General features: G+C 49.2%; 13 protein-coding genes. 12 read left to right on the top strand and 1 reads right to left on the bottom strand.

The features are described 5' to 3' along the window. The first annotated feature begins 13 nt into the window (after positions 1 to 13). From BM412_RS10900 to BM412_RS10870, 7 genes are all read left to right on the top strand, one after another. Complete coding sequence (locus tag BM412_RS10900) at positions 14 to 1,108, top strand: Gfo/Idh/MocA family protein (protein ID WP_091217460.1); 1,095 nt, start codon at positions 14 to 16, stop codon at positions 1,106 to 1,108. 39 nt (positions 1,109 to 1,147) lie between these two features. Beyond that, the gene (locus BM412_RS10895; RefSeq protein ID WP_091217457.1) at positions 1,148 to 2,050 is read left to right on the top strand and encodes a sugar phosphate isomerase/epimerase family protein; all 903 of its coding nucleotides are present in this window, start codon (positions 1,148 to 1,150) and stop codon (positions 2,048 to 2,050) included. 74 nt (positions 2,051 to 2,124) lie between these two features. Beyond that, positions 2,125 to 3,150, top strand: a complete 1,026-nt coding sequence (locus tag BM412_RS10890; RefSeq protein WP_091217454.1) for a LacI family DNA-binding transcriptional regulator — start codon at positions 2,125 to 2,127, stop codon at positions 3,148 to 3,150. Between the two features lie 65 nt (positions 3,151 to 3,215). After that, positions 3,216 to 4,307, top strand: a complete 1,092-nt coding sequence (locus BM412_RS10885) for a fatty acid desaturase family protein (protein WP_091217452.1) — start codon at positions 3,216 to 3,218, stop codon at positions 4,305 to 4,307. Then, positions 4,307 to 4,624, top strand: coding sequence for a Rieske 2Fe-2S domain-containing protein (locus BM412_RS10880; protein WP_091217449.1), 318 nt, complete (start codon positions 4,307 to 4,309; stop codon positions 4,622 to 4,624). The genes BM412_RS10885 and BM412_RS10880 overlap by 1 nt, the downstream gene beginning before the upstream one ends. Before the next feature lie 238 nt (positions 4,625 to 4,862). Beyond that, positions 4,863 to 5,519: a GntR family transcriptional regulator gene (locus BM412_RS10875; RefSeq protein ID WP_091217446.1), complete on the top strand. Its 657-nt coding sequence runs from the start codon at positions 4,863 to 4,865 to the stop codon at positions 5,517 to 5,519. Between the two features lie 53 nt (positions 5,520 to 5,572). Then, the gene (locus tag BM412_RS10870; protein ID WP_091217443.1) at positions 5,573 to 6,745 is read left to right on the top strand and encodes a helix-turn-helix domain-containing protein; all 1,173 of its coding nucleotides are present in this window, start codon (positions 5,573 to 5,575) and stop codon (positions 6,743 to 6,745) included. Positions 6,746 to 6,810: 65 nt separating this feature from the next. On the opposite strand, the gene BM412_RS10865 is transcribed toward BM412_RS10870, so the two are convergent. Next, positions 6,811 to 7,716, bottom strand: a complete 906-nt coding sequence (locus BM412_RS10865) for an RraA family protein (protein ID WP_091217441.1) — start codon at positions 7,714 to 7,716, stop codon at positions 6,811 to 6,813. A gap of 364 nt (positions 7,717 to 8,080) precedes the next feature. Between BM412_RS10865 and BM412_RS10860 the strand changes: the two genes are divergently transcribed. The 5 genes from BM412_RS10860 to BM412_RS10845 are packed head-to-tail and all read left to right on the top strand — an operon-like array spanning position 8,081 to position 12,153. Then, a complete protein-coding gene (locus BM412_RS10860; protein WP_240548102.1) occupies positions 8,081 to 8,941 on the top strand; it encodes a carbohydrate ABC transporter permease in 861 nt (286 codons plus the stop codon). Then, positions 8,938 to 9,768, top strand: a complete 831-nt coding sequence (locus BM412_RS10855) for a carbohydrate ABC transporter permease (RefSeq protein ID WP_091217436.1) — start codon at positions 8,938 to 8,940, stop codon at positions 9,766 to 9,768. Before BM412_RS10860 ends, BM412_RS10855 begins: the two co-directional genes overlap by 4 nt. A 36-nt stretch (positions 9,769 to 9,804) precedes the next feature. Next, positions 9,805 to 10,068: a hypothetical protein gene (locus BM412_RS32500; protein ID WP_256256239.1), complete on the top strand. Its 264-nt coding sequence runs from the start codon at positions 9,805 to 9,807 to the stop codon at positions 10,066 to 10,068. After that, complete coding sequence (locus tag BM412_RS10850) at positions 10,007 to 11,152, top strand: ABC transporter substrate-binding protein (protein WP_256256238.1); 1,146 nt, start codon at positions 10,007 to 10,009, stop codon at positions 11,150 to 11,152. Before BM412_RS32500 ends, BM412_RS10850 begins: the two co-directional genes overlap by 62 nt. A 38-nt stretch (positions 11,153 to 11,190) precedes the next feature. Then, positions 11,191 to 12,153, top strand: a complete 963-nt coding sequence (locus BM412_RS10845) for a mannonate dehydratase (RefSeq protein ID WP_091217433.1) — start codon at positions 11,191 to 11,193, stop codon at positions 12,151 to 12,153. Positions 12,154 to 12,175 lie beyond the last annotated feature (22 nt).

The raw sequence follows: 12,175 nt of genomic DNA, 5'->3' as shown, positions 1-12,175 counted from the left end.
AGGAGGCACTAGGATGAAACAGCTTGATTTTCAAACCATCATTCGGCCTGAAATGCCGAAACGGATGGATTACCGGATAGGATGTATCGGATCCGGCTTTATTATGCGGGATTGCCACCTGGTCGCTTACCGTGATGCCGGATTTAATCCGGTTGCGATTGCGTCCCGTACGTATGAGAATGCGAAAGCTGTAGCAGAGCTGCGTAACATCCCTAAGGTTCACCGTACGTGGGAAGAGCTCGTGCGCGATCCGGAAATCGAAATTCTCGATATCGCATTGCCGCCGGATCGCCAGCTGGATGTCGTTCGCGAAGCGGTCAAGCAGCCGCATATCAAGGGCATTCTGTGCCAGAAGCCGCTTGCGATGAATTCGCAGGAGGCGCATCAAATCGTTGAGCTGTGCGAGGCAGCGGGGATTAAAATCGCCGTAAACTCCAACATGCGGTATGACCAGTCCATCCGCGCGCTTAAAGCGATTCTTGAAGGCAGATACTTGGGACAGCCTGTGCTAGCAACGATCGAGATGCGTGCGATTCCGCATTGGCAGGGCTTCCTGGAGCAATATGAGCAAATCGAAATTCTCAACATGGGTATCCATCATATTGATGCGTTCCGTTATCTGTTCGGCGACCCTGAGAAGATTACAGCCGTAACGCGCAGAGATCCGCGTACGAAGTTCTCTCATATCGATGGTATCTCGCAATACACCTTCCAATATGCAGATGAGCTGATGGCGACTAGCTTGGATGATGTATGGGCTTGGCCGGGCGAAGGCACAGAGAAAGATATTTACATCAAGTGGCGCGTCGAAGGCTTGGATGGCATGGCTACAGGAACGATCGGTTGGCCGCGTTATCCGGAACATTCGCCAAGCACACTGGCATTCACGACTCGTCAGCAGCCAAACGAATGGATTCGCCCGGAATGGGATTCCGTATGGTTCCCGGATGCTTTCCAAGGAACAATGGCGCAGCTGCTGCGTGCCGTTGAAACCAACAGCGAGCCGGAAATCGGCGGACGCGATAATTTGAAGACCATGGCTGCGGTTGACGCTTGCTACAAGTCCATTGCCGAAGGCAGAACTGTGAAGCTGTCGGAGCTAATTTAACTCAAACAATTCAAACTATAAAACGCGGAGGTCATCATTATGTTACAAGTCGGTATTTTCAACGCTTATTATCCCTATTCGCTTCAGGAATCGATCGCAAGAATGAAGAAAGACGGTTTCTCTTGCGTGCAGCTGGACTTGGCATTCAAAGATATGGATTTGTCCTTTGATTCCTTGACGAAAGAGAAATGCCGCACGATTCGCGATGCATTCCGCGATGCGAATCTGCCAATCGTCTGTATCTCCGGGTACACGAACCTGATTCATCCGGATCCGGTTAAACGCAAACAGAACATCCACGGCGTGAAGAAAATTCTTGAATTTGCCCGTGACCTTGGCAGCCCGTACGTAGTTAGTGAAACAGGTACTTTCAATACGGAAAGTGACTGGGTTTGGGATCCGAAGAACGCTACTGAAGAAGCCTATGAAGAAGTAGCAACTACAATTGAAGACTTGGCTAAATTTGCGTATGACAACGGCTCTGTTTTCTTGATCGAGAACTATGTAAACAACGTTATCGGCTCTGTTGATCAAGTGTCGCGCTTGCTCTCAGATGTGAATCATCCGGGTCTTGGCCTGCTAATGGATCCGACTAACTACTTCACAGACAACAATATCGATCATATCGATGAAACGTTGAACAAGATCTTCAATGCTCTTGGCGACAAAGTCAAAATCGCACATGCCAAAGATTGCATGCGTGCAGTTGATACGTTGGAGAAGCATGCGAATATTGACGCTTCTGAGTCCCATTCGTTCCGCGGTGCAGGCGCTGTCGAGCTTCCGGCTCCGGGTCTTGGCAATTTGAACTACGATTTGTATCTGGAGCGTTTGGCTAAGCTTCACCCGAACATTCCGATCATCATCGAGCATTTGGAAGAAGAGGACATTCCGCGTGCGAAAACGTTCCTTGATAATAAACTCAAAGCAGTTGGCGTATAAAGGCTCTTGTGAGAATAAATCATTCGCTCTATAATAATAGGTGCCCGAGCACACCTGGGCAATAGGAGCGAATTATGACCGTAACCATTAGAGAAATTGCCAAGCAGGCAGGAGTATCGCGAGGAACCGTTGACCGGGTGCTTAATGACAGGCCCGGCGTGAAACCGGAAGTGCGCGATCGGATTCTTAGCATTGTTGCCGAATTAAATTATGTGCCTAATATTGCAGCTAAAGCATTAGCTTATCAGAAGAAACCTCTTGTATTCGGCATAGTGATGCCGCCGCAAGAAATTCAGTTCTTTGAAGCGATTCGTAACGGTATCAGCGTTGCGGCAGAGGAGCTCAAGGATCTTGGCGTCCGATTGGACTATCGATTCGTGGACAACAAGAGTCCGGAGGAAGGTGCAGCTGCCATCCGTGAGCTTGTCGAAGCAGGCGTTAGCGGTATTATGTTCTCCGTCATGGACGATGAATTGATACGAGCAAGCATTGATTATGCTGCGGAACGTGCAGTACCGATCGTCACCTTCAACTCGGACGTGGAGCTCAGCAAACGGATTTGTTTTGTCGGGCAGGATTTGCACAAGAGCGGGATGGTTGCAGCCGGATTGATGAACCGTGTTCTGCAGGCGAAAGCCAAAGTCTTAGTCGTCACAGGTAACCTGAAATTCCATGCGCACCGGTCGAGGGTCGAAGGCTTCAAGCAAGGACTGGCGGAGCATGGAAATAAGCTGGAAGTGCTTCAGGTTATTGAAGGCTTCGACCGCTATGCGGATACGTATATGCAGCTGGATTGCGCACTGAATGCGAATCCCGATCTTGGCGGAATCTATATGGCTACGGGCGATATAGGTGCATGCGTGGACGTTATCAAGCATCATAACCGAGCAGGCCAACTTCGAGTTGTCTGTAACGATCTAATCTCGCCGGCCATTCTGGGCCTTCGTGAGCGGATTATTGATTTCACGATTGTACAGAATCCGGAGAGGCAAGGGTACTTGTCGCTGCGAATCCTGTTCGACCATGTATTTGCCGGGAAGCAGCCGGAGTCCGAGCATCATTATACAGAGACACATATTTATATTCCCGAAAGCCTTTAAAGGCTTTCTTTTTTGGAGTATTTCGTGCCCGCGCACGAATATAGTAAACGAAGGAGGCGGTCATAATGGCAATTGTCGTGCAACGCAGAGACTACAGTCTGAAAGGCGTCGAAAGTAAACGTGCGGATGAGAAGGGTCTTGCTTCCGCAGAATGGCATCAAACCCCGATACCGCGTGCTAAGATGAAAGAACTGATGAAGAGGAAGGATGGTCCGGCGATTCGCGATACGCTGATCTGGTTTGGCGGACTTATTATCCTTGGTTTCCTTGCCTATCAATCTTGGGGCACATGGTGGGCCGTTCCGGCATTCTTCCTGTACGGACTGCTCTACGCAACGCCTGGGGATTCCCGCTGGCATGAATGCGGACACGGTACAGCATTTAAGACACCATGGATGAATGATGTCGTGTATCACATCGCTTCGTTCTTCGTACTGCGCTCGGCAACGCCATGGCGCTGGAGTCATGCCCGTCACCATACGGATACGATCATCGTTGGCCGCGATCCGGAGATCATTACGGCAAGACCGCCGGTTTGGAAAATACTCTACATGCAAATTTTCCACTTGTACGGCGGCCCGCTGGCAATCAAAAGCTTCCTGCTGCATACATTCGGCAAGCTGGATGAGCAAGAGAAGGAATATATTCCGGCTTCCGAGCACCATAAAGTGTACCGTGAAGCACGTGTATACATGCTGATTATCCTAGCTGTTATTGCCGCATGTATCTATATGGGCAGTATTTTACCGGCAATGTTCATCATTCTTCCTTCATTCTACGGTGGTTTGCTTGTTCTTACGTTTGGGATTACGCAGCATTTGGGTCTGTATGAAGATGTGTTGGATCATCGCTTGAATACGCGGACAATCTATATGAATCGGGTATTCCGTTTCCTTTATTGGAACATGAACTACCACACGGAGCATCACATGTTCCCAATGGTTCCGTTCCACGCCTTGCCTAAGCTACATGAAGTCATGAAGTCCGATTGTCCGGAAGCCCGCCCGAGCCTATGGGCAGCTCTGAAAGAAGTTATCGGAGCGCTTCGCAAGCAGAAAGACGATCCTTCTTATGTCGTCGTTAAGCCGTTGCCGGATACAGCCCTTCCTTATCGCTACGGTCCGAATATGGACTATCAAACAAGGAGTGAAGCATAGTGTCAAACCAGGTATGGGTAGAAGTTTGCGATGCTGATGAAATTGAAGTAGAGGATGTTATCCGCTTCGATCAGGATGATCGTTCCTTCGCTGTGTACCGTTCAGACAAAGGGGATTACCACGCGACTGACGGTTTCTGCACGCATGGGAAATACCATCTGTCTGAAGGACTTGTCATGGGGAAACAAGTGGAATGCCCGAAGCATAACGGTCGCTTCGATATTACGACCGGCGCAGCTGTACGCGTTCCTGCTTGTGTGGATCTGCAGTCGTACCAGGTTAAAGTAGAAGACGACAAAGTGTTTATTTTCATTTAACGATGTTTCCATGATGGCACCGAAGGGTACCGCCTATCATCCAAGTGGATGTAGGCGGTTTTTCTTGTTATCGGACATCCGTTGAAGCAGTATAGGCCATTGGGGGGAGACTCCAAGCATGATTAGGGGTTACAAAATCTGACAAAAATAGCGATTGTCGCCTCCGGAGACTAGCTCTATAATAGAGCTATATCCAACATTATCGATAATCGATAATCGATAATGTAAAAAAGGAGCAGTGACTATCATACGCAGCCCACATACGGATTACCCCATCAACTCGATAAGCGAACATATCTATGCCGATTTGAAGAAGGCGATTCTTGAAGGCGTTCTTAAGCCCGGGGCTCGTCTGATCGTGACGGAGATCGCGGGTAAATTCCAAGTCAGCCAAGCGCCTGTACGGGAAGCATTGGAACGCTTGAAGCAAGAAGGGCTCATTTCCGGTATTCCGAACAAAGGCTCTGTCGTATCCTCGATTACGGCGAAGGAAATAAGAGATATCTTCGTGCTGCGCGAAATCATCGAAGGTTTTGCCGTCCGTCAATCCATGCCGCTGCTAACGGAAGAAGACTATGACTATCTGCATCACATTATCGAAGAGATGGAAATGGCGAATCGGCAGCAGGACATGTTTCGCATTCTGGAGCTCGACATGGATTTCCACGCCTTCTTCTATAAACGCTGCGATAATCAAGCTGTTCTGGAGCTGTGGAATCATATGCGCACCAAAGTGATGAGGTTCATGGCGATATCCAATCGTCACCATACGACCGAGGTACTCGCCGAGTGGCATCTTGTTCTAATCGATGCGTTAAAGTCAGGCGATCCGGATGCGGCGGCGGCGGCATTTGTAGAACATATGCATGCTTATAAGATGATTAATCTTGAGTAGAAGTAGGAGTGGGGCAATACCTTGTTAACATCCATTCGTAAAGGGGAGAGATAATGCTAAGCGAAGGGCTGCTGTATAAGGATGATGTCATTTTGACGTGGATGAGAGACCGATTTATTCAAGATCTTGTCTTAGGTCTCAAGCCGAAGAGTACGAATTTGAAAGAAAGCTTATCTAGGTTGAATTTGAATCCCTATTTCACGTATCCTGCTTTAGCACTGCTTGAGCCATGTTCGACTAACTTGGAGGAGCAGGAGAAAGTGCTGCTCGAGGAAATGCGGGATTATTTGCAGCAACAAATACCCAGTCAAACCGGAACTATCGTGTTTATGGATGATCAGAATCGAATTGGCTTATTATTCTCGTGGGTATCCAAGGCGGAACTGGAAACTATCCAAACCAAGCTAAGCAGAGCGTTCAACCTGCAGATCAATATCGCAGTAGGCAACCCTTGCAGCCAGTTAAATGATATTAAGCAATCCTATAAACAAGCATCATTCGCCCTGCAAGAAAAGTTTTATCGTGGAGTGGGCCATATCTTCTATTACAGTGAGCTTCCTGAGTATTTGGAGTGTTGTGATTATCCCGCGGACAAGGAGATTGAACTGCATGAAGCTTTGAAAACTGCTGATTCCGATGCCGATATTGAGGTGGCGGTCGAAGCGTTCTATCACTCGATGCTTGAGCAAGGACCGGTAGATAGTAAGGCGATGTATGAATGGACGGCTCGCTTATTAATTGGAACGGAGAAGAAGCTGCTTACAGCCGCCAATTATGACAGCGCTTACAATAAATTGGAAATTATGCCCATTGCCAAAATGCAAACCTTGCAGGAAATTAAACAATATGTCTCCCATTTTCTATCCGGCGTAAGAGAAGTGCTGTCCTATGATCAGAAAGAGAGTCACCGCAGCATTATCAAGAAAACCATTCATCACATGGAGCAGGAATACCAGGCGTTATCGCTGCAAAGCGTCGCGCAGAAGGTATATATGACACCGACCTATTTAAGTTTGCTATTTAAGCTCAACACCGGCAAAACCTTTATCGAGCATTTGACGGATATCCGGATCGAGAAGGCTAAGAAGCTGCTGGTCAGCACGCATTATAAGAATTATGAAGTAGCTGAGCAGGTTGGATACCAAGATCCCCGTTATTTTAGTCAAATTTTCAAGAAGAAGGTGGGCTTATCGCCGACAGAGTATCGAGAGACTGTCGCCAATTAGACAATAGAGAAGGACTCCGAAGAGCGTTTCTAACGCTTACCGGAGTCCTTTTTTATCGTAGAAGGCTACAATCGCACCTCATGATTATTATCGCCGTTGTCTGATTTTGCAGCGTTCTCCAGCTCTGCTTCCCAAGTCAGATGGCGGTATTCGGCTGCCGCCGGATCGTTATCAAACCAGCCGACAAAGTCACTCCAGAGCGAAGCATTCCAAGCCGCATCGATTTGAGCAGTGGAGTAGACGCCTTCCTTAAGACGGACGAAGCCGAAGATATCACGAACCTGAGATTTCTCCGCTTGTACAACCGTAAGCTCGGCAAGGTGCGGAGGAATGAAAATTACACCTGCGGGCGTGCCCAGCACGATATCGCCGGGGAGACATATGGCCTTCCCGATGCGGGTAGGCACATTCATCCCAACCATCGTGACATCGGCGATGGCGGTCGGGTCGCTCCCCCGATAATAAACATTGATATTGTCGATTTCGACGATTTGCTGATTATCGCGAATGCCGCCCCAGATGACCGCGCCACCGCGTTTCGTACGGGTAGATATGGCTGTACTCAAATTACCGCCAACATACGTACCGAGATGAACTTTGTCGAACATGTCGACAACGACTACATCGTCCTCCACAAGGGAATCAATGACCCACTGGTTGAAAAAGCCCTTGCGGCCTTCCTGTTCATGACCGTGTTTTAAGAGCGTTTCATGCAGATCGGGACGCTTAGGAACCATGACTGCGGTCACTGCCCGGCCAACCATGATTTTGTCGGGATGAACGATTTTGAAGTCACCTTCAAATTGAAAGGTATATCCATGATTCCAAAGAGGACCCCAAGCTTCCTCCAATGTAATTTTGCGCATGCGTCGCAATACATCCTCAGAAACTTTAGGACGTCCGTTCGGGAATCGTTCCCCCTCCCATTGCGGGGTGAGCTGTACAATATCTTCCGGATTATCGAATCTCACTGTGAGCACCTCTTTCATCAGGTTAAGTGAATGAATAACGATCTTAAGTCTATTGTTAGGGACAACGGGACAATTGTCGATGTGAGTTTTTTAAGGCTTTTCCTCCGGAACCCATAATAATTTCACCTATTCCGCAATCGTTTTAAATAAATCCAACCATTTCGTAAAATTGTCACCTTCTCTCATGTAACCGTTTTCTATTAGAGTAAAGACGAGCTCTAGCTTACAAAAAGATTACAGCTTTTCAAGAGGAGGAGATCCAGGGGTGACAACTGAAACGTTAGCCCAAGCACCACGCACGGAGTCGACAACAGCTTCCTTACGCAAGCGCAAAACCAAGGAAGAAACCAATGTAGCCGGGTATTTGTTTATTGCCCCGTGGTTGATTGGATTTTTGTTACTTACGTTATGGCCGATCGCGCAATCCTTCTACTTATCGTTCACGGAGTATTCCTTATTGGAAGCCCCGGTTTGGACCGGAACAGACAATTACGCCAACATATTCAACCATGACGATACCTTCACCAAATCGTTAAGCGTAACGTTTATGTTCGTTCTGATCTCGGTCCCGCTAAAGCTGTTTTTCTCGCTGTTGGTTGCGATGGCGCTGAGTAAGAACGTTCGAGGTATGAATCTCTACCGAACGGCGATTTATTTTCCTTCCTTGATTGGCGGAAGCATTGCGGTAGCTGCACTTTGGCGCAATATGTTCGGCCTGGAAGGCTACGTCAATCAAGTGCTGTCTTGGTTCGGTATCCAAGGCTTAGGCTGGATTACGAATCCCGACACCTCGCTTGGGACACTGATTCTGCTTAACACGTGGCAATTCGGATCAACGATGGTCATATTTTTGGCAGGACTCAAGCAAATCCCCCAGGAACTTTACGAGTCCGCATCGGTAGACGGCGCAGGCCGTTTCCGCAAATTCGTCAGCATTACCTTGCCGATGCTCTCGCCGGTCATGTTCTTTAACCTCGTGCTTGGGGTCATCGGATCCTTTCAAACCTTTACCTCGGCGTTCATCATCACTAAAGGCGGTCCGATCAATTCAACCTATATGTACGCGTTATTCCTGTACGAAAAGGCTTTTAAACATTACCAAATGGGCTATGCTTCCGCACTGGCATGGATTCTGCTGGTCATCGTCGCGGTCTTGACCGCACTCAATTTCTTTGCTTCGCGTTATTGGGTATTCTACGAGTCGGACGGAGGGAAGGCCAAATGACTACGATTCGGTTCAAGCTCTCCAATCATCTGTTTCTCTCCGTATTCTCGCTGCTAATGCTTTATCCGGTTATCTGGTGGATCGGCGCTTCCTTGAAGAAAGCGGAAGAGCTGCGATTACCCACGATTTGGCCATCCATTCCCATGTGGGAGAATTACAGCAAGGGCTGGCATTTCTCTGCCGACTACAGCTTCGCCCACTTCTTCGGCAACACGCTGCTCATGGAGCTTGGCAACGTAACGGGTGGTGTGCTGACCGCGGCGCTGGTAGCCTACGGCTTCGGAAGACTTCAATTCAAGCTTCGCGGCTTCTGGTTCTCGATTCTGCTGCTTACCATGATGCTGCCCGGCCAGGTTACCGTGGTGCCGCAATATATTCTCTTCAATAAGCTGGGCTGGGTGGACAGCTATATTCCGCTCGTACTGCCGCATTTCTTCGGAGGCGGAGCCTTCTTCATCTTCCTGCTCGTTCAATTTATCCGCGGCATCCCGCGTGATCTGGACGAGGCGGCCAAGATAGACGGCAGCTCGGTGTACGGCATCTTCTTCCGCATTATTCTGCCGCTAATCAAGCCCGCACTCGTGACAGTCGCGATCTTCACCTTCATCTGGAGCTGGGATGATTTCTTTGCGCAGGTGCTGTATATCAGCTCTATCGACAAGTTTACCGTCGGTCTGGCGCTTCGGATGTTTATCGACCAGTTTGACATCCAGTGGGGACAATTGCTGGCCATGTCCTTCCTGTCTATCATGCCATCCGTGATCATCTTCCTGTTTGCCCAGAAGTACTTTGTGGAAGGCATTTCCACGACCGGTTTGAAAGGGTAGTCCATCACTAGGAAACCATGAGAGGAGATTGGAAGTATGGGAAAGAGATCAGCTAGTTTACTGTTATTGAGTTTGGCATTGACACTTACGGTAGCAGCATGCAGCAGCGGAGGCGGCAACGGCAACTCGAACGGCAATAACGCGGCAGGGACCGAGACCGGAGCAAATAATGAATCTACGAAGGATAACAATGAGGCGACCCAGTTAAGCATTATGTGGTGGGGGCCGGATGCGCGGCATGAAGCAACGAAGAACGCGCTGGCGATTTACAACCAAGCAGCATGCCGGCGTGACGTTTAAACCGGAATTCATGGCCTGGGATGCCTACTGGCAGAAGCTTCCTACGCTTGCAGCTTCCAAATCGATTACAGATGTGCTGCAAATGGATGCCGCGTTCCTGCAAGAGTATGTAGCAAGAGGACAGCTGGAGGATTTGTCCGATATCGATTTAAGCGGCATCGTGGATCCGAAGGTCATTGATAATTTGAAAATCGATGGGAAATTGTACGGAATCCCTCTTAGCCAGAACGCAGCCGGAATTGCATTCAACAAAGAGGAGCTGACGAAATACGGGATCGCGCTGCCGAAGCAGAACTGGACGTACGACGAGTTTTTCCAATGGGCTAGGGATGCAAAGGCGAAGCTGCCGGAGGGCAAATATCCGATTGGGGATTCGGGAACATGGGATTCCTATAATTTCTATCAAACCTCTATGGGCAAGGAGCCGGTCATGGCCGATGAGGGGAAGAAGTTTACGCTCGATAAAGAGTTGTTTATGACTTACTACAAGACGTACGAAGAATTCCGTAAAACCAAAATCGTACCGCCGGCGGAACAAGCAGCCGCTTTCCTCGAAAATGATCCGCAGGCAGATCCGATGGCATCCGGCGTGCTCATGACACGCGGCGCGACGACCGGTTCAGTAAGCGCGCTAGAGCAGCTGATGCCGGGTAAAGTAGGCGTCGTCAACATGCCGATCGGTCCTTCGGGAGGCGGCTGGGCACAATCTACGATCTTCCTGAGCGTCAGTGCGAATTCCAAGCATAAGGATGAAGCCAAGAAATTTGTACAATGGTTCATTTCGGACAAAGAGGCCGGCAATGCGCTGGGACTGACACGCGGGATTCCGATTAACCCGGAGATTTACAAGGTTCTTGAGCCGACTCTGGAGCAGAAGGACAAGCTGGGCAAAGAAATCTATGACCTTTCGGTAGAGAAGGCATTGCCGTTCTATTCGGCGGCTGCGGGCTTCTCGGAGTGGGTAGATACGTATAAGAAGGAAATGGAGGCTGTCTCGTACGGTCAGCAATCCATTGAAGATGCATATGACAAGATCAACAAAATGGGTATGGATCTAGCGGCCAAAGCCGCTTCGAAATCATAATTTCGGACCTGGATTCCGAAATAGAGGAGACTACGTCTATGAAACTAGCTGAATTTTTCTCATCGCAGCCCTCGCAGCTGTGGGAGCTTGCGAAGCAAATGAACGTGAACTACGCGGTCGGCGGCCTTCCTTGGGAAGAGAAAACCGAGAAGGCTTGGGACCTCATGCCGCTTATTCGGATGAAGCAGCGGTATGCCGATCACGGCCTATCACTGCAAGTCATTGAATCCATGCCTCCGAGCAATCATATTAAGCTCGGTACTCAGGGACGCGACGAAGAAATCGAGACTTTCCAGAAGTTCATTCTCAACATGGGCGCAGCCGGCATTCCGGTACTCTGCTACAATTTTATGGCACAGTTTAACTGGTTTCGCACCTCTACTACGACCAAGGCACGAGGAGGGGCGCTCGTTTCGAGCTACGATCATAGCCTGATGAAGGACGCTCCGCTTACGGATGCGGGTATAGTGACGGAAGAGCAACTCTGGGAGAATCTCCACTACTTCATGGAACGCATTGTTCCCGTTGCGGAGGAGGCCAAAGTAAGACTGGCGCTTCATCCGGATGATCCGCCGATAACTCCGATTCGCGGCGTCTCTCGCATTCTTCGCAGCGCGGCAGCACTGCAGCGTGCGATTGATCTGGTTCCCAGCGCATACAATGGCATCACGCTGTGCCAGGGGACGTTGGCCACGGCAGGGGAGGATATTCCGAGCGTGATCCGCCAATTTGCCGAGCAAGATAAGCTATTCTTCGTCCATTTCCGCGATGTGTTGGGTACACCGGAGAAATTTGAAGAAACGTTTCATGATAATGGCAAGACCAACATGCTCGAAGCGATGAAGACCTATTATGAAGTTGGTTTTACCGGACCCGCAAGACCTGACCATGTACCGACCATGGCCGGTGAAACGAATGAGAATCCTGGCTATGAGCTGCTCGGCAGACTTTACGGGATCGGTTATATTAATGGGTTAATGGAAGCTGCTTCGGCAGGGTAACGCAAAAACACAGTCCGCCGTT

The organism is Paenibacillus sp. BC26 (assembly GCF_900116125.1).
Taxonomy (GTDB): Bacteria; Bacillota; Bacilli; order Paenibacillales; family Paenibacillaceae; genus Paenibacillus_Z; species Paenibacillus_Z lignilyticus.
The sequence above is the reverse complement of the archived record's forward strand: the minus strand, read 5'-3'. Positions and strand labels throughout refer to the sequence as shown.

What these genes read in the sequence shown, in the direction of transcription:
- BM412_RS32500 (WP_256256239.1), top strand. Translation starts at nt 9,805, where the DNA reads ATGGGAAAGAGATCAGCTAGTTTACTGTTATTGAGTTTGGCATTGACA.
- BM412_RS10855 (WP_091217436.1), top strand. Translation starts at nt 8,938, where the DNA reads ATGACTACGATTCGGTTCAAGCTCTCCAATCATCTGTTTCTCTCCGTA.
- BM412_RS10885 (WP_091217452.1), top strand. Translation starts at nt 3,216, where the DNA reads ATGGCAATTGTCGTGCAACGCAGAGACTACAGTCTGAAAGGCGTCGAA.
- BM412_RS10890 (WP_091217454.1), top strand. Translation starts at nt 2,125, where the DNA reads ATGACCGTAACCATTAGAGAAATTGCCAAGCAGGCAGGAGTATCGCGA.
- BM412_RS10900 (WP_091217460.1), top strand. Translation starts at nt 14, where the DNA reads ATGAAACAGCTTGATTTTCAAACCATCATTCGGCCTGAAATGCCGAAA.
- BM412_RS10850 (WP_256256238.1), top strand. Translation starts at nt 10,007, where the DNA reads ATGAAGCAACGAAGAACGCGCTGGCGATTTACAACCAAGCAGCATGCC.
- BM412_RS10895 (WP_091217457.1), top strand. Translation starts at nt 1,148, where the DNA reads ATGTTACAAGTCGGTATTTTCAACGCTTATTATCCCTATTCGCTTCAG.
- BM412_RS10870 (WP_091217443.1), top strand. Translation starts at nt 5,573, where the DNA reads ATGCTAAGCGAAGGGCTGCTGTATAAGGATGATGTCATTTTGACGTGG.
- BM412_RS10845 (WP_091217433.1), top strand. Translation starts at nt 11,191, where the DNA reads ATGAAACTAGCTGAATTTTTCTCATCGCAGCCCTCGCAGCTGTGGGAG.